The sequence below is a fragment of the Burkholderia sp. Ac-20384 genome, from assembly GCF_017104605.1.
Classification (GTDB): Bacteria; Pseudomonadota; Gammaproteobacteria; order Burkholderiales; family Burkholderiaceae; genus Burkholderia; species Burkholderia lata.
In genome coordinates, this window is sequence record NZ_JAAGPE010000100.1 from 1 (window position 1) to 16,593 (window position 16,593).

The following is a 16,593-nucleotide window of genomic DNA, read 5'->3' on the forward strand; positions in this document are numbered from 1 at the left end:
TCGAACGTCCGCTCGTCCGGTTCCAGTCGAAACCGCTGTCGATCAATATCAACGGCAAGTCCGTCGGCCCGATGCAGGTGCCGGAAGGGCTGATGATGATCGAGTTCCTGCACGAATACGCGGGCCTCACCGGTTCGCGGCTCGGCTGCGGGCAGGGCATCTGCCACGCGTGCGTCGTGATCGTCGACAAGCCGGACGGCACCAGCGAGGAAATGCGCACCTGCATCACCGGCGCGCACTTCTTCCACGGCCGCTCGATTCGCACGATCGAAGGTCATGCGAAGCGCAACGAAGCGGGCGAAGTGGTCGAGCTGTCGCCGATCCAGCAGAAGTTCCTCGAGCACTTCAGCTTCCAGTGCGGCTACTGCACGCCGGGCTTCGTCAATGCGGCGACCGTGCTGATCGAACGCCTGAAGCGCGAGCCGGTTGCGAAGGCCGACGTCGAGCGCACGATCACCGAGGCGCTCGACGCGCACCTCTGCCGCTGCACGGGCTATGTCCGCTACTACGAAGCCGTCAAGGACGTGGTGCTGACGACGCCGGGACTCGTGAAGGACGCCGCATGAAACGCACATTCGCTCATCGTGTCGCGCGGGCTGCGGGCTTCCCCGCGCTCGCCGCGGCCTGCGCGCTGCTGCTCGCTGCGTGCGGCGGCCATGACGCACCGGCCTCGAACGCGGCTTCCGGCGCGCCCGGTGCCGACCAGATCGCGCGCGGCCGCTATCTCGTCAAGGCCGCCGACTGCGCGGCGTGCCACACCGCGAAGGACGGCGCACCGTTCGCCGGCGGCGCGCCGCTCGAATCGCCGTTCGGCACGTTCTACGGCTCGAACATCACGCCCGACAAGGATCACGGGATCGGCAGCTGGAGCGCGGACGATTTCTACGCCGCGCTGCACGACGGCAAGGCGCCGGGCAAGCGCCTGTATCCGTCGATGCCGTACACGTCGTACCGTCAGCTCACGCGCGCCGATTCCGACGCGATGTATGCGTACCTGAAGACCGTCAAGCCGGTCGCCCTGGAAAACCGCGAGCACGAGCTGAAGTTCCCGTACAACCTGCGCTTCGGGATGGTCTTCTGGGACATGGTGTTCCTGAAGGACAGCCTGCCCGATGCATCGGCCGGCCAGTCCGCCGACTGGCAGCGCGGCCGCTATCTGGCGGGTGCGCTCGGCCACTGCGCGGAATGCCATACGCCGCGTGCGTTCACGGGCCAGCTCGACAGCGCGAAGCCGTTCGCCGGCGCCGCGCTCGGCCGCGTGGCCGCGCCCGACATCACGCCGGCCGGCCTGGCCGCGCGCGGCTGGACGGGGGCCGACCTGCAGACGTTCTTCGGCGTCGGCATCGCGCCGCAAGGCTCGGCGTTCGGCGAAATGTACCCGGTCGTGCACCTGAGCACGCAGTACATGACGAAGGACGACCTGCGCGCGCTGTCCGTGTACCTGCTGGGCGACACGCCGCCCGCGCCGCAACCGGTGAAGCCGGTGTCGGCCGACGCCGCGCAGCTCGCGGCCGGCCGCTCGGTGTATCTCGCGGTCTGCGCGGGCTGCCACGGCTTCAACGGCGAAGGCAAGCCGCACGTGGCGGTGCCGATGAACGGCAATTCGACGGTGCGTCAGGGCGACCCGCGCAACCTGCTGGTCGCGATGCTCGACGGCATCGGCGAGCAGAAGTTCGCCGGGTTCGAGAACCTGCAGCCGATGCCGGGTTTCGCGCACACGCTGAGCGACGATGAACTCGCGCAGCTCGCGAACTACCTGCGTGCGACGTGGGGCGGCCAGCCCGCGAGCGTCACGCCGGCCGACGTGAAGGCCATGCGCTAAGACGTGCCGCAGGGCGGGGCGTCGCGCGCGAGTCGACCGGCTTCCGGTGCTCGCGTGCGACGCGTCGTCCGATTTTTCGCGGCGGCTCTTCAGTAGCCGCTGCCTCCTCCGCCTCCGCTGCCTCCCGAGCTGCCACCGCCATACCGGCTCATGCCCGGTCCCTGCGCAGGGCCACTACCCGACGACATACATCCCGCCGACAGCACGAGCACCAGCGCGGCGATCAGCGCCGCAGCCAACCTTGACGATTTCATGTCCGCCTCCTTGCCACGCGCAGGCCGCGGGAAAGGCCGGTTCGCGTGAACCACGCGTCTGCGTGCTGACGGAACATGAAACGTTTCGGGCGGGCGGTTTATTCCATGCTTTTTGCGGATCGTTGAACGCGCACGGGCTGGGGACCGGAGCCGTTGCACCGCGCCTTGGTACACTCCGGCAGGCCGCCATTCCGATTCCGACGACAAAAATCATGAGTGCCACCGCCGAACGTCCGCCGTCGCGCCTGTCGAACCCCGTCGTGTTCGGCTGCATGTCGTTTGCCGTCGGCGGCCCGCTGGTCGCATCGCTTGTCTGGCCGGCCGTGATGCTGATCGCGTGGTCGTTGATCGACGGTCCGTCGTGGGAGGTACTGAAGGTCAGCGCCGGCATGGTGCCGCTGATCTTCTTCGCGTCGTTCCTGTTCGGCTATTTCGTGCCGGCGGCCGTGGTGGGCGGCATCATGGGCGCAATCGGCACGCGGATCCGGCGGCGCTGGTTCGTGCTGCTGGGGATGGTCGTCGGGGCAGGCGCGATGATCGGCTTCGTCGAACTCGTGGCCTACCTGCTGAAAATCGACAAGGTCGGCGACATCGACGCGATCGCCACGCTCGATGCGATCGTGACGTCGGCCGTGCTGTCGCACTGGCTTCATCGGCGGCTCGCACGCCGGCGTTGAACGTGGCGCGGTGCGTCATCGGGCGCTGTGTCGTTGCTCGCGAGCATGCAGCGGGCGGAACCGCACGGCCGCTTCCGCGGCCTGCGGGTTGTGATGCTGTTCCTGAAGCGGAAGCCGCCGTCGCGGCGGCCCGCGATCAACGATAGACGAGATCGGCGCGGCGGTTCTGTGCCCACGAATCCTCGTCGTGGCCGAGCGCAACCGGCTTTTCCTTGCCGAGGCTGACCGCCTCGAGTTGCGTGGCCGGCACACCGAGCGTTTCGAGCCCGCTCATCACGGCCTGCGAGCGGCGTTGGCCGAGCGCAAGGTTGTATTCGGACGTGCCGCGTTCGTCGGTGTTGCCCTGGATCAGCACGTGCCGCGACGGATGGCTGCGCAGGTAGTCGGCATGCGCCTGCAGCAGCGACTGGTATTCGGGCTTGACGGAATACTGGTCGAAATCGAAGTAGATGCTGCGCTTCGCGAGCGGGCTGTTCGGATTATTGAGCTCGTCGGCCGTCACCGTTGCGACGGCTTCGCTAGAGGGTGTCGGCGGCGTGCCGGCATTCTCGGGCGTCTTCGCCGCATTGTGGCAACCGGCCAGCAGCACGAAGGTTGCCAGGACCGCAAATCGGTTCGTTTTGCTCATCGTTCGTCTCCAGCGGTTGACTGCGTTGAACGCGTGGGGCGTGCGATCGGCACGTCCGTATCCGGCCGCAACGGCGCGAAAGGTCCGGCACCCACGATGTGAATCGTGTTCGTAAGCCGGTGGTGCGCCATATGAAAGAGTGTCGCGACCGGAACGCCAAATCTCGGCGTCGCTGCAAACAGATTAGGAATAATGTCACAGCGTGACCAGTTTCTCCGCATTTTTTTGCGCCGACGCGACAGACCGGGCGGCATTCTTGCCTCCGTGCGGGCGCAACCACAGCGAAAAAGGCCGCGCACGGGCGCGGCCTTTTCGGCACGGGGCATGACGACGGGGCGGTTTGCCTGACACGATCGGCGCAGCAGCGTTGTGCTGCGCCGATCGTGTCGCGTCGTCAGAACTTGTGCCGCAGCCCCAGTGCGACGACGACCTGGTTGCTGTTCGCCGACGGCGTCAGCGTCCAGACGGTCGCGTTGAACGCGGGATTGCCGTTGCCGCCGCTCACGCTCTGGTAGACGCCTTCGAGATACGCATCGGTGCGCTTCGACAGCGCATAGTCGGCTTGCGCCACGACCTGGTTCCATTTCGGGCGCGTCTGGCCGGTGCGCGTGTCGAAGCGGCCCATCGTGTACGTGTAGGCGGCCGAGAGGCTCAACGCCCGCGTGACGACGTAGCGCCCGTCGATCGTGAAGTTGTCGAACACCAGCGATTCGCCCTTCAGCGGCGCGATGCCGCCGCCCTGGAGCACGCCCGTCACGCCGTCGGTGGTCGAGTGCGACCACGCGGCGCCGACCGAATGCGGCCCGAATGCATAGCGGCCGGCCGCGGCCCAGATCTGCTGGTTGCCGCCAGTGATCGTCGCCGAGCCGTCGACCGTGCTGAGCGCGCCATTCGGGTTCGGCGCATTGCGGTCGCGGCTGATCTTCAGGTAACCGGCGCCGAGCTTCAGCGGCCCGTTCGCATACGACACACCCGCGCTCCACGCCGCGTTGTTGGCGAACTGGCCGGCCGTGTTCGAGAACCCGTACATGGCGCCGAACGTCAGCCCGCGGTACGTCGGGCTCGTGTACTTCACAGCGTGGTTGATGCGGAGGTTGCGGTTCGAATCGTCGTTGTCGTACGGGTGGACCGCAAGGTTGCCGCCCCAGCCCGGGCCGGACGCGCCGAGCGGCGTCACGAAATCGAGGATCAGGTCGTATTGGCGGCCGAACGTGAGTGTGCCGGCCGTCTTCGAGCTCAGGCCGATCCATGCCTGGCGGCCGAACATGTCGACGCCTTTCTGCGACAGCGCGCCGGTGGTGCCCGAAAAGCCGTTTTCGAGCGTGAAGACCGCGGCCGTCCCGCCGCCCAGATCCTCGCGGCCGCGCAGCCCCCAGCGCGACGCGTTCAGTGCGCCGCTCGTCATCGCGACGGTGCCGCTGCCCGGCGAGCCGGCGCCGTGCGTCCGCTGATTGGTCGCGTAGGTGATCGACGTGTCGATCAGGCCGTACAGCGTCACGCTGCTCTGTGCGTGTACACCGCCTGACGCGAGGGCGGTCAGGCAGGTGGCAATGGCGGTCCCCGCGAGTCGCGTGCTGGCGTGCTTGTTCATCTTGTAGGAATGCATAGGAGTTTTTATCGTTTTCCCGGCCTGGTGGCCGGCGGATCGAGCGGCCATTATTGGAGATCGTGTGGCGGTCGATTAAGGCGTTGCACAGGAAAGGTCCTCTGCGAAATCGCGTGGAATCGCGGCGACGCGGGGCCTGGCCGATGTTCAGGCAGTGGGCGCGGCGGCCGGCCGTCGACGTACCCGGGCACGCCGTGCGATCCCGAGGCGATGGCCGACACGATCCGGTATGTCGACACGACGAAGCGCGTGCCGTCGCTGTGACATGACGTCGAGAACTATCGATGCAATGCGCCGCGACGTCGTGCGGATCTGGTTCGATGCGTTTGACGCGGGGGAGGGCTGGGTGCCGTCATCGCCGAGTCGTCATTCGGCCGCGACGGGTGCGCGATGTTCGCAGTCGATCGCGCGATACCGCGCGGGTAGCCCTGTTTCAGGCAGTTCGTCGAGGCGGTAGTGCTCGGGCCTCCGCCACCGGTTGCAGCCGTGCATGGATGCAAATACGACGCGGCGGCAACAGCAGGGTGTCCGCGCGCGGGGCCGGTGCCCGAAGCCCGGCCCCGCGCCCGTCAATGCGACGTCACCAGGCGCGGATCGATATACGCGTCGACTTCCTGCGATTGCTTGTACACGCCGTTGCGCACGTTGAACGCATTCGCGTTGCGCGTCGAGCCGTAGATCGAATCGAGCCCGTCGCCCTTGCGGAACGCGCGCTTTGCGGCGGCTTCGTCGAGCAGGTGCGTGCCTTTCAGCAGCGGGAGGTATTGTTCCGGCGCGAGGCCGACGCGGGCAGACATGATCCGGACCGCGTCGGCCTGCGTCTTCGGATCGCTGATGTACGCGACGCAGCGATACCAGACCTTGATCACCTTGGCCCAGTCGGCACGGCGCGCGGCGAGGCTTGCCGGCGCGACCGTGATCGCGTCGTAGATCAGCCCCGGCGCATCCGCCGACGTGAAGATCGCGCGTGCGCCCGGTGCACGTTTCAACGCCTCGCCCGCGTTCGGCTGCCAGGCGGCCACCGCGGCGATGTCCGTCGACGAGCCGAGCACCTGCGGCAATTCGTTGGTTTTCGCGTTCACGAGCGTCACGTCGCCGTCTTTCAGCCCGTGCTTCTGCAGCGCGGTTTCGAGCAGCAGATGATCGACGAGACCGAGTTCGACGCCGACCTTCTTGCCCTTCAGCGCCTCGACGCTGCGCAGCGGCGGCTTCGCGACGATCATGTCGTTGCCGGCGGAATAGTCGGTGAGCAGGATCATCACGTTCTTCGCGCCCGCCGCGCCGGTCACGAGCGCGTCGCCGTTCGTCGCCGCGACCGCGTCGAGCTTGCCCGCGGAAAACGCGTCGAGCGATGCCGAGTAATCGAACCATTCGAAATCGACGTCGACGCCGGCCTCCTTGAACCAGCCCTTGTCGAGCGCGACCTGGAACGCGACCCAGCCGGGCCAGTCGCTGTAGCCGATCTTGAGCGGCGCTGCCGCGTGCGCGGCGGGCGTCATGAATAGCGTGGCAGCCGTGGCGGCGGCCCCCAACGCGTGACGGACGGAACGGCGGGACAGCAGGCGGCGGAGTGCCAGGGCGGGGCGGGTCATCGTTTTCTCCAGGAGACCGGGATCGGGATCGTCGATACGGACCATGTCGGTACACGGTCCGGCCGCGTGGCCGGTTCCTGCGGATGCGGAACGAATGAAGCGGCCACGGAGAGGCGCGACGGCCGTTGCCATCGCCAATCTCCCGGGCTTTTGTCCCGCCGTGTAGCGCATGCGCGTCCGGTCTCGCGATCGGACGAACCCGCGCCGGGCTGCTCTCGGACCAGACGTTCGATGAACCGGAACCCTAGCACCCCTAAGATGCGACACCGCCGCACCTCTCGGCGTCATGCCGAGCGAGAAGCGTGCCAACGGCGCGCAGCGGGCGGGCTCAGCGGCGACGCGACGTGCGCTGCAGTTCGATGAAGCGGGCGGAGAAGAGCGCGCTCAGCGCGCGCCGGAGCAGGTCGAGCTTGTTCATGAGGTGTCGCGTATCGAGTGAAGGTGCATGCATCCAGCAATGCCCATGCCATCGTCGATCGGGTCGTGCTGGCGGACGCGATGCGCACTGCACCGGTGCGGGCGCGCGTTTGCGTGGTGCGCGGCACGCCCGTTGCGAGGGCAACCGTCCGCATCCGGTGCGGTGCGCGTCAGCGCGTGCATGCCGGAAAGCCGCGTGGCGTGGCGATTCCGCATGCGCTGGCACGCAACTCGCTTATCCGATGCCCGAGAGGTGCGAAGCAATTTGCATCATCTTCAGGATCGCTAGGGTTCCGGTCGTGCGGCGTTCGCGCCGCGCGATGGCTGGTCCGAGAGCAATCCGGTCTTGTCTTCTCCTCGAATCGAGGAAACGGCGAGGCTCCACGGAGGGATAAAAGCCCGGGAGGTCGCGATGTCGTTCGGTCGCCCTCTCACGCCTTTTGTCCAACCGACCACGGAGCCGCCATGTCGCCGCGCCCCCAAGCCGTCCTTGCCCCGCCGCCACACGTCGTGTGGGAAACGCTCATTCCCGCCGGAACCCACTGGTCCGGCATCCTGCGCCGCGGTCTCGCGCTGCGCATCGTCGATGTCGACGGCGGCGCGAACCTGTCCGCCGTGTTTCATCGCCAGGAAGATCCGCTCGAACGCTACAACATGGCCGACACGCTGAAGGCGCAGCACACCGCGCATCTCACGCGCGGCCATGCGCTGTACACCGACATGGGGCGCGTGATCGCGTCGATCACGGCCGACACGCTCGGCTGGCACGACCCGCTCGGCGGCGTCGGCGATGCGCGGCTGTTTGCACACAAATACGGCACGACGTCGTACCAGGCCGATCGCAACGCGATGATCCGCAACGGCCGCGACAGCCTCGTGCTCGAACTCGCGAAATACGGGCTGTCGGCGCGCGACCTCGTCGCGAACGTCAATTTCTTCAGCAAGCTCGACACGCGCGACGACGGCGCGCTCGATTTCGTCGCCGGACATTCGCCTGCCGGCAGCGCCCTCGACCTGCGCTTCGAGATGAATACGCTGGCGGCGTTCTCGACGGCGCCGCATCCGCTCGATCCGCACCCGGACTACGCGCCGAAGGCCGTGAAGCTGGTTGCGTACCGCGCGTATCCGGCCGACGGTGCCGCGCCGGAAGACGACCCGTGCCGCCGCGCGTGCGCCGAGAACGTGCGCGGCTTCGCCAATACCGATCGCCTGTTTGCGTAAGGAGAGACGAGCCATGCCGATCATCGAAAGCCGTCTCGACCCACGCGACGCAATTCACGACACCACGCTGAACGCGGGCGAACCGTGGCTGCATGACCTGAAGCAAGGGCAGGTCTTCCGCATCCTCGACCTCGAAGGCAACCAGGCCGTCGACACGCTGTTCTACCGGTCCGACGCCCCCGAGGAGCGCTACAGCGCGCAGGACACCATCCGCGCCCAGCGCAACCTGTACCTGAGCGCCGGCAGCGTGCTGCTGTCGAGCCGGGGCAACCCGATGGTGACGATCGTCGCCGATACCTGCGGCCGTCACGACACGCTCGGCGGCGCGTGCGCGGCGGAGAGCAACACCGTGCGCTATGCGCTCGACAAGCGGCACATGCACAACTGCCGCGACAGCTTCCTCAACGCGATCGCGCACTGCACGTGCGGCGCGGGGGCGCGGCTCACCAAGCGCGATCTGGTCGGCAACGTCAACTTCTTCATGAACGTGCCCGTCACGCCACTTGGCGGGCTGACCTTCGAGGACGGCATTTCCGCACCGGGCAAGTACGTCGAGATGCGTGCGGAGATGGACGTCACGGTGCTGATCTCGAACTGCCCGCAGCTCAACAACCCGTGCAACGGGTACAACCCGACGCCGGTGCGCCTCACGGTTTGGGAGGCTGAATGAACGTCCCCCACGCTCACTTGCTTTGCATGGGGCCGGAGTACGCGCTGAAGCGCTACGCCGGGCCGACACGTTCGCTGCCCCCCAAGGGGGCGGTTGCCGTCCACGGCCGGCTTTGCAAAGCCGGCCGGCTGCGCGGGCGCGGAGCGATGCTCCGCGAATTCCCCGCTACGCCCCTCGGGACGGCCCAGCGGGAGGCAACATGAGATTCGACAAAGTCCTCGTCGCGAACCGCGGCGAAATTGCGTGCCGCGTGATCCGCACGCTGAAACGGCTCGGGATCGCGTCGGTCGCGATCTACTCCGATGCCGACCGCGATGCGCGCCATGTGGCGCTCGCCGACGAAGCCGTGCGGGTCGGCCCCGCGCCGGCGGCGGACAGCTACCTGAACGTCGCGGCGATTCTCGCCGCCGCACGCGAGACGGGCGCGCAGGCCGTGCATCCCGGCTACGGTTTCCTGTCCGAGCACGCCGGTTTCGCCGACGCATGCGAAGCGGCGGGCCTGCGCTTCATCGGGCCGCGCGGCGACCAGATGCGCGCGTTCGGGCTCAAGCACACCGCGCGCGAACTGGCCGCCGCGCAGGGCGTCGCGCTGCTGCCGGGCACGGGCCTGCTCGACGATGCACGGACGGCGCTCGCCGAAGCCGGCGCGATCGGCTATCCGGTGATGCTGAAAAGCACCGCGGGCGGCGGCGGGATCGGCATGTCCCTGTGCCGCGACGCCGCGCAGCTCGAAGCGGCGTTCGATTCCGTCGTGCGGCTCGGCAGCGCGAACTTCGCGCACGCGGGCGTGTATCTCGAGAAATTCGTCGAGCACGCGCGGCACATCGAAGTGCAGATCTTCGGCGATGGCCGCGGCGATGCGATCGCGCTCGGCGAACGCGATTGCTCGGTGCAGCGCCGCAACCAGAAAGTGATCGAGGAAACGCCTGCACCGGGCCTGACCGATGAAGAGCGCGCCGCGTTGCACGCGAGCGCGGTGCGGCTTGCCCGTGCGGTCGGCTATGCGTCGGCCGGCACGGTCGAATTCGTGTTCGACGCGAACACGCGCCAGTTCTATTTCCTCGAGGTGAACACGCGGCTGCAGGTCGAGCATTGCGTGACCGAAGCAGTGACGGGCATCGATCTCGTGGAATGGATGATCCAGCAGGCGGAGGGCGACCTGCCGCCGCTCGACACGCTTGCCGTTGCACCGCATGGCGCAAGCATCCAGGTGCGGCTTTATGCGGAGGATCCGCACAAGCAGTTCCTGCCGAGCGCGGGGCTGCTGACGCACGTCGCGTTTCCGGACGACGTGCGTGTCGACGGATGGATCGAGGCGGGCACCGAGATCAGCGCGTACTACGATCCGCTGCTCGCGAAGCTGATCGTGCATGGCGAGACGCGGCGCGACGCGCTGGCCGCGCTGCAGCGCGCCCTGGCGGGCACGGCGCTGTACGGCATCGAGACCAACCTCGACTATCTGCGTGCGATTGCCGGTTCGGACACGTTCGCGCGCGGTGCATCGACGACCGCCTTCCTGTCGCGCTTTGCATTCGCGCCGCACACGATCGACGTGCTCGACGGCGGCGTGCAGACCACCGTGCAGCAGGCGCCCGGGCGCGTCGGCTACTGGAACGTCGGCGTGCCGCCGTCCGGGCCGATGGACGATCGCGCGTTCGCGCTCGCGAACGCGTTGCTCGGCAATGCGCACGACGCGGCCGGGCTGGAATTCACGATGGTCGGCGCGACGCTGCGCTTCAACGCCGAGACGCTCTTCGTGCTCGGCGGCGCACCGCTCGCGGCATCGCTCGATGGCGAGCCCGCACCGTTCTGGCAGGTGCTGCGCGCGCGGCCCGGCACGGTGCTGAAGCTGGGCGGCGTGACGGGCGCCGGCGTGCGTGCATGCCTGGCCGTGAAAGGCGGGCTGCAGGTGCCCGACTATCTCGGCAGCAAGGCGACCTTCACGCTCGGCCAGTTCGGCGGCCATGCCGGGCGTGCGCTGCGCAAGGGCGACGTGCTGCATCTGGACGCGGACGCCGGGCGCGGCGACGCGGGCGCCACGCTGGCCGCAGCGGACATCCCCGCGCTGACGCACGCCTGGACCCTCGGCGTGCTCGACGGCCCGCACGGTGCGCCGGATTTCTTCACGCCGGACGATATCGCGATGCTGTACGACACGTCGTGGACGGTCCATTACAACTCGAGCCGGACCGGCATCCGGCTGATTGGCCCGAAGCCACAGTGGGCACGTGCGGACGGCGGCGAGGCCGGCCTGCACCCGTCGAACATCCACGACAACGCGTATGCGATCGGCGCGGTCGATTTCACCGGCGACATGCCGGTGATCCTTGGCCCGGACGGCCCGAGCCTCGGCGGCTTCGTGTGTCCGGTGACGGTCGTGCACGACGAGTTGTGGAAGCTCGGGCAATTGCGGCCGGGCGATACGGTGCAGTTCGTGCGCGCCCGCGTGTTACCCGCGCCCGCCGCCGACGCGGTGGTTGTGCGTTCGGCACCCACCGGCGCGCCGGACGATTGCGTGCTGTATCGCGACCCGTCGGCCGGCGGCGGCATCGGTGTCGTCTACCGGCGCTCGGGCGACCGCAACGTGCTGGTCGAATACGGGCCGCTCGTGCTCGACCTGAACCTGCGCTTTCGCGTGCATGCGTTGATGTGCTGGCTCGACGCGCACCGGCTGCCCGGCATGCTCGACCTGACGCCGGGCATCCGTTCGCTGCAGGTGCAGTTCGACGCGCGGACGCTGCCGCTCGACACACTGCTCGCGCATCTGCAGGCGGCCGAACACGCATTGCCGGAAGTCGCCGACATGCGCGTGCCAAACCGCATCGTGCATCTGCCGCTGTCGTGGGACGATCCGTCGACGCGCGTCGCGATCGAACGCTACATGCAGTCGGTACGGCCCGATGCGCCGTGGTGCCCGAGCAATATCGAGTTCATCCGGCGGATCAACGGACTGGCGAGCATCGACGACGTGAAGCGCATCGTGTTCGACGCGCGTTATCTGGTGATGGGGCTCGGCGACGTGTACCTCGGTGCACCGGTCGCGACGCCGATCGATCCGCGCCACCGGCTCGTCACCACGAAGTACAACCCCGCGCGCACCTGGACGCCGGAGAACGCGGTCGGCATCGGCGGCGCGTATCTGTGCGTGTACGGGATGGAAGGGCCGGGCGGGTACCAGTTCGTCGGCCGCACCGTCCAGATGTGGAACCGCCACCGCACCACACGCGAGTTCGAAGCCGGCAAGCCGTGGCTGCTGCGCTTCTTCGACGAGATTCGCTTCTACGAAGTCAGCGAGGCGGAGCTGGCGGCGCTGCGGGCGGATTTCGTCGCGGGGCGTGCCGGGCTGAAGATCGAGGAATCGGTGTTCGATCTCGGTGCGTACAACCGCTTCCTGCGCGACGAGGCGGATTCGATCGCCGCGTTCAAGACCTCGCAGCAAACGGCGTTCGAAGCGGAGCGCGAACGGTGGCGCGTGGCCGGTCATGCCGAATACGTCGGCGACGCGGCGCAGGGCGACGCGGACGCCGCGCGGGAAGCCGGCGTGCTCGCCGATACGCAGCGCGCGATTGCCGCGGACGTGTCGGGCAGCGTGTGGAAGGTGCTGGTCGAAGCCGGTGAGCGGGTGACCGAGGGGCAGGTCGTCGCGATCGTCGAGTCGATGAAGATGGAGGTTGCGGTGACGGCGACGGAAGACGGCACGATCGAGACGATCGATTGCGCGCCGGGCGCGGCGGTGGTGGCCGGCCAGAGGCTGATGGTGATGAAGGCGGGCGCCGCCGAGGAGGTCGCATGAGCACGACGGAACGTTCGATCCTGGCCGGCGTCCGCTCGATCGCGGCGCTGCGTGCGCGCTATGCGGCGGGCGACCTGACACCGCACGCACTCGTCGACGCGATCGCCGCGCATTTCGCCGAAGGCGATCCGCATCATGCGTGGATCCGGCCGCTGACCCATGCCGAGCTGACGGCCCATGCCGACGCGCTGGCAGGGCGTGACCTCGCGTCATTGCCGCTGTATGGCGTGCCGTTCGCGATCAAGGACAACATCGACCTCGCCGGCATCCCGACGACGGCAGCCTGCCCGGCCTACGCGTACACGCCGGCGCGCAGCGCGCCCGTCGTCGAGCGGCTGATCGCGGCCGGCGCGATTCCGATCGGCAAGACCAACCTGGACCAGTTCGCGACCGGGTTGTCGGGCCAGCGCTCGCCTTACGGCGCGTGCCGCAATGCGCTCGATCCGCGTTATGCGTCGGGCGGCTCGAGTTCCGGGTCGGCGGTGGCCGTGGCGCTCGGTGTCGCGTCGTTCTCGCTGGGGACCGACACGGCCGGCTCCGGGCGGGTGCCGGCTGCATTCCACGGGCTCGTCGGGCTCAAGCCGACCAAAGGCGTGTTGAGCACGCTCGGCGTCGTGCCGGCCTGCCGGTCGCTCGATTGCGTGTCGGTGTTCGCGCATTCGGCGGCCGACGCGCGAGCGGTGTTTGCCGCCGCGCACGGCGTGACCGACGGCGATCCGTACGGACGCGCATGGCAGCCGCTGCTGGGCGCGGACGGGCTCCGCGCGCAACCGGCGCGACCGCTCGGGCAGTTGCGCTTCGGCACGCCGCGCGCCGATCAGCTGCAGTTCTTCGGCGACGCATCGTATGGCGCGGCATGGCGCGACGCGCTCGAACGCCTGCGCGCGACCGGGGCGCGGATCGTCGAGATCGATTTCAGTGCGTTCCTGGCTGTCGCGCGGCTGTTGTACGAAGGCCCGTGGGTCGCCGAACGGCTCGCCGCGATCGGCGCGTTCGCCGCGCGGGAGCCCGAGGCGCTGCATCCGGTGATCCGCGAAATCGTCGGTGGCGCGGCGCGCTTCAGCGCGGCCGATGCGTTCGCCGCGTTCGACACGCTCGCGACGTTGCGCGTCGAGGCCGGTCGCGCATGGGATGGCCTCGAGGCGATCGTCATGCCGACTTCGGCGACGACGGCGACCGTCGACGAACTGGAAGCCGACCCGATCGGCGTCAATTCGCGTTTCGGCTATTACACGAACTTCGTCAACCTGCTCGACCTGTCGGCGATCGCGGTGCCCGCCGGCCGTTGCGAAACCGGGCGGCATGCGGGGTTGCCGTTCGGCATCACGTTCGTCGGGCGCGCGCACGACGATGCGCGGCTGCTCGATCTGGCGCAGGCGTGGGGTGACGCGGGCAAACGCGGCAGTGGCATGGGCGCGGGAGGCGATTTGCAGGCGAACGCCGCCGGCGATGCGTTCGCAACGACAGCACCGGGGCCCGGCGCGTCATCTGGCGTCGTGCGGGTGGCGGTCGTCGGTGCGCACCTGAGCGGCGAGCCGCTCAACTGGCAGCTCGCCCAGCGAGGCGGACACTTCGTCGCCGCGACGACGACGGCACCCGCCTATCGGCTCTACGCGCTGTCGGCGGGAGCATCCGGCGGCGTCGCCAAGCCGGGCCTCGTACGTGTGCCGGATGGCGGCGCGTCGATCGCGGTCGAGATCTGGGAGATGCCGGTCGACGCTTACGGCAGCTTCGTCGCCGGCATCGCCGACCCGCTCGGCATCGGCACGTTGATGCTCGCGGACGGCGCCCGGGTGCAGGGTTTCCTGTGCGAAAGCGCGGCGCTCGACGGCGCGCAGGACATCACGCACTTCGGCGGCTGGCGTGCCTACCGCGCGAGCGCCGCGAGCAGCGCAGGCGCATCGCAATGAACGTCCGGTCGCGCGGCGCCCCGGCATGCGCGCGACCGGCACCTGAAACGATACGGAGATTTTCATGCCCATGACCCGCAACACGACCGAATGGCTTGCCGTGCGCCGCGAGCTGACGACACGCGGAAAATGGACGCTCGGCGTGGCGTCCTTCCTGCTGCCGTTCGCCGTCTGGTGCCTGATCAGTTACGTGCCGTTCATCTGGCATCCGCAAATGCGCATCACGAACCCGGGCAGCGTCGACTATTTCCAGACCGGCATGCAGATCGACCGCGACGTGTTCGACGACGAGCTCGCGCATGCGCGAGCGGCCCACGCGGCCGTGCCCGAAGGCGAGCGTGCGAATCCGGTCTACCTGCCCGCGCCGCACCAGGTGCTGCGCGCGTTCTACACGGCGTTCACGACCCCGCCGGCATCCCGCGACGGCGTCTGGCTGCACGAGAGCCTGTGGCACAGCATCCGGATCATCTTCTGGGGGTTCGTGATCTCGTCTGCGATCGGCGTGCCGCTCGGCATCGTCTGCGGCACCTTCAGCGTGCTCGCGCGGCTGCAGGAACCGTTCCTGGAGTTTTTCCGCTACTTGCCCGCACCGGCGTTCGGCGCGCTGATGGTCGCGATCCTCGGCATCTACGATGCGCCGAAGGCCGCGATCATCGTGATCGGGACGCTGTTCCAGCAGGTACTGATCATCGCGAACACGACGCGCAAGCTCGAATACGGGCTGTTCGAGGCCGCGATGACACTCGGCACGAAGAAGCTGAAGCTGCTCACGCACGTCGTGATCCCCGGCGTGCTGCCGGACCTGTATCGCGACCAGCGCATCCTGCTCGGCTGGGCCTGGACCTACCTGATCGTCGCCGAACTCGTCGGCACGAGCTCGGGCATCACGTGGTACATCAGCCAGCAGGCGCGCTACCAGCATTTCGACAACGTGTATGCGGCGATCCTGATGATCGGGATCATCGGCCTCGGCACCGACATCGTGCTCGGGCTGCTCGGCCGCAGGCTGTTTCCGTGGGATCGCACGCTGAAAGCGTGACGCCCGTTGACGCCCACCCATCGATCGATTTCCGCAGAGGCCACCATGCAGAACCCGCAAGCCGTTCCCGATTACCTGATGCAGTCCGACGCGGTGCGCGAGCGCTTCGCGCGCTTGAAAACCCGGGACGTGATCCTCGACGTGCGTCATGTCGGCAAGCGTTTCACGACCCCACAGGGCGAGTGCACCGCACTCGACGACGTCAGTTTCCGTACCTACCGGCGCGAATTCGTGTGCGTGATCGGCCCGTCCGGCTGCGGCAAGTCGACGCTGATCCGCATCCTGGCGGGGCTCGATGCACAGACGAGCGGCGAGGTGCTGCTCGACGGCAAGCCCGTGCGGGGGCCGGGCGCCGATCGCGGGATGGTGTTCCAGGGCTATACGCTGTTTCCGTGGCTCACCGTGAAGAAGAACGTGATGTTCGGCCTCCGGATGAACGGCAGCAGCAGCGGCGAAGCCGAGCGCGAAGCGCTGCAGTGGCTCGATCTCGTCGGGCTGACGCGTTTCGCGGATGTGTATCCGCACCAGTTGTCGGGCGGGATGAAGCAGCGCGTGGCGATTGCCCGCGCGCTCGCGAACCGTCCGCCGCATCCTGCTGATGGACGAGCCGTTCGGCGCGCTCGACGCGCAGACGCGGGCGAGGATGCAGACGCACCTGCTCGACATCTGGCGCAACATCGACGTGACGATCCTGTTCATCACGCACGACCTCGACGAGGCGATCTTTCTGGCGGACCGGATTCTCGTGCTGAAGGCGAATCCGGGGGCGGTGCAGGAACTGATCGAGGTGCCCGTGCCACGGCCGCGGGACTATTCGCAGGTCAATACGCCCGAGTTCATCGCGACGAAGGCGCGGCTCGAGGCGCTGATCCATCCGAAGGAGGCGGTGGCCGTCGACGACGGCGTGAGGCCGCACATGATCCGCATGACGGATGTGTCGGACAACGTCGAGTAAGACATGACG

12 protein-coding genes, 1 pseudogene and 2 riboswitches are annotated in these 16,593 nt (G+C 68.1%); of the genes and pseudogenes, 9 read left to right on the plus strand and 4 right to left on the minus strand.

Features of this window, described 5'->3' with window-relative positions; genetic code table 11:
* The coding region (locus G3O00_RS19900; protein WP_241025242.1) for a (2Fe-2S)-binding protein at nucleotides 1-566 on the plus strand (566 nt) is incomplete at its 5' end.
* Nucleotides 563-1,822 (plus strand): cytochrome c, encoded by a 1,260-nt coding sequence (locus tag G3O00_RS19905; protein ID WP_206144059.1) that lies wholly within the window; start codon nucleotides 563-565, stop codon nucleotides 1,820-1,822. The genes G3O00_RS19900 and G3O00_RS19905, both read left to right, overlap by 4 nt.
* An 89-nt stretch (nucleotides 1,823-1,911) precedes the next feature.
* On the opposite strand, the gene G3O00_RS19910 is transcribed toward G3O00_RS19905, so the two are convergent.
* Complete coding sequence (locus G3O00_RS19910) at nucleotides 1,912-2,076, minus strand: hypothetical protein (protein WP_174929383.1); 165 nt, start codon at nucleotides 2,074-2,076, stop codon at nucleotides 1,912-1,914.
* 212 nt (nucleotides 2,077-2,288) lie between these two features.
* Here G3O00_RS19910 and G3O00_RS19915 point away from each other — a divergent pair, with 212 nt between their 5' ends.
* Nucleotides 2,289-2,753: a hypothetical protein gene (locus G3O00_RS19915; RefSeq protein ID WP_206144060.1), complete on the plus strand. Its 465-nt coding sequence runs from the start codon at nucleotides 2,289-2,291 to the stop codon at nucleotides 2,751-2,753.
* A 136-nt stretch (nucleotides 2,754-2,889) separates the two neighbouring features.
* Here the strand turns inward: G3O00_RS19915 and pal are convergent, their stop codons facing one another.
* From pal to G3O00_RS19930, 3 genes are all read right to left on the minus strand, one after another.
* The gene (gene pal, locus G3O00_RS19920; RefSeq protein WP_174929381.1) at nucleotides 2,890-3,381 is read right to left on the minus strand and encodes a peptidoglycan-associated lipoprotein Pal; all 492 of its coding nucleotides are present in this window, start codon (nucleotides 3,379-3,381) and stop codon (nucleotides 2,890-2,892) included.
* A gap of 394 nt (nucleotides 3,382-3,775) precedes the next feature.
* Nucleotides 3,776-4,972 (minus strand): porin, encoded by a 1,197-nt coding sequence (locus G3O00_RS19925; protein WP_174929690.1) that lies wholly within the window; start codon nucleotides 4,970-4,972, stop codon nucleotides 3,776-3,778.
* 584 nt (nucleotides 4,973-5,556) lie between these two features.
* The gene (locus tag G3O00_RS19930) at nucleotides 5,557-6,579 is read right to left on the minus strand and encodes an ABC transporter substrate-binding protein (protein WP_206144061.1); all 1,023 of its coding nucleotides are present in this window, start codon (nucleotides 6,577-6,579) and stop codon (nucleotides 5,557-5,559) included.
* Between the two features lie 137 nt (nucleotides 6,580-6,716).
* Nucleotides 6,717-6,838, minus strand: a riboswitch (guanidine-I (ykkC/yxkD leader).
* A gap of 432 nt (nucleotides 6,839-7,270) precedes the next feature.
* Nucleotides 7,271-7,404: riboswitch (guanidine-I (ykkC/yxkD leader) on the plus strand.
* 57 nt (nucleotides 7,405-7,461) lie between these two features.
* On the opposite strand from G3O00_RS19930, the gene G3O00_RS19935 reads away from it, so the two are divergent.
* The 6 genes and pseudogenes from G3O00_RS19935 to G3O00_RS19960 all read left to right on the plus strand — a co-directional run bounded on the left by G3O00_RS19935 (nucleotide 7,462) and on the right by G3O00_RS19960 (nucleotide 16,584).
* A complete protein-coding gene (locus G3O00_RS19935) occupies nucleotides 7,462-8,217 on the plus strand; it encodes an urea amidolyase associated protein UAAP1 (RefSeq protein ID WP_206144062.1) in 756 nt (251 codons plus the stop codon).
* Nucleotides 8,218-8,230: 13 nt separating this feature from the next.
* Nucleotides 8,231-8,887: an urea amidolyase associated protein UAAP2 gene (locus tag G3O00_RS19940; protein ID WP_206144063.1), complete on the plus strand. Its 657-nt coding sequence runs from the start codon at nucleotides 8,231-8,233 to the stop codon at nucleotides 8,885-8,887.
* A gap of 199 nt (nucleotides 8,888-9,086) precedes the next feature.
* Complete coding sequence (uca, locus tag G3O00_RS19945) at nucleotides 9,087-12,680, plus strand: urea carboxylase (RefSeq protein ID WP_206144064.1); 3,594 nt, start codon at nucleotides 9,087-9,089, stop codon at nucleotides 12,678-12,680.
* Entirely contained in the window at nucleotides 12,677-14,590 is a 1,914-nt protein-coding gene (atzF, locus tag G3O00_RS19950; protein ID WP_206144065.1) for an allophanate hydrolase, read from the plus strand. The genes uca and atzF overlap by 4 nt, the downstream gene beginning before the upstream one ends.
* A 64-nt stretch (nucleotides 14,591-14,654) precedes the next feature.
* Nucleotides 14,655-15,629, plus strand: a complete 975-nt coding sequence (locus G3O00_RS19955; protein WP_206144066.1) for an ABC transporter permease — start codon at nucleotides 14,655-14,657, stop codon at nucleotides 15,627-15,629.
* A gap of 45 nt (nucleotides 15,630-15,674) precedes the next feature.
* A pseudogene (locus G3O00_RS19960) lies at nucleotides 15,675-16,584 on the plus strand (ABC transporter ATP-binding protein).
* Nucleotides 16,585-16,593 lie beyond the last annotated feature (9 nt).

Bases quoted from the DNA above. Each gene is read 5' to 3' on its own strand.
- G3O00_RS19905 (WP_206144059.1), top strand. From the start codon at position 563: ATGAAACGCACATTCGCTCATCGTGTCGCGCGGGCTGCGGGCTTCCCC.
- G3O00_RS19910 (WP_174929383.1), bottom strand. From the start codon at position 2,076: ATGAAATCGTCAAGGTTGGCTGCGGCGCTGATCGCCGCGCTGGTGCTC.
- G3O00_RS19915 (WP_206144060.1), top strand. From the start codon at position 2,289: ATGAGTGCCACCGCCGAACGTCCGCCGTCGCGCCTGTCGAACCCCGTC.
- pal (WP_174929381.1), bottom strand. From the start codon at position 3,381: ATGAGCAAAACGAACCGATTTGCGGTCCTGGCAACCTTCGTGCTGCTG.
- G3O00_RS19925 (WP_174929690.1), bottom strand. From the start codon at position 4,972: ATGAACAAGCACGCCAGCACGCGACTCGCGGGGACCGCCATTGCCACC.
- G3O00_RS19930 (WP_206144061.1), bottom strand. From the start codon at position 6,579: ATGACCCGCCCCGCCCTGGCACTCCGCCGCCTGCTGTCCCGCCGTTCC.
- G3O00_RS19935 (WP_206144062.1), top strand. From the start codon at position 7,462: ATGTCGCCGCGCCCCCAAGCCGTCCTTGCCCCGCCGCCACACGTCGTG.
- G3O00_RS19940 (WP_206144063.1), top strand. From the start codon at position 8,231: ATGCCGATCATCGAAAGCCGTCTCGACCCACGCGACGCAATTCACGAC.
- uca (WP_206144064.1), top strand. From the start codon at position 9,087: ATGAGATTCGACAAAGTCCTCGTCGCGAACCGCGGCGAAATTGCGTGC.
- atzF (WP_206144065.1), top strand. From the start codon at position 12,677: ATGAGCACGACGGAACGTTCGATCCTGGCCGGCGTCCGCTCGATCGCG.
- G3O00_RS19955 (WP_206144066.1), top strand. From the start codon at position 14,655: ATGCCCATGACCCGCAACACGACCGAATGGCTTGCCGTGCGCCGCGAG.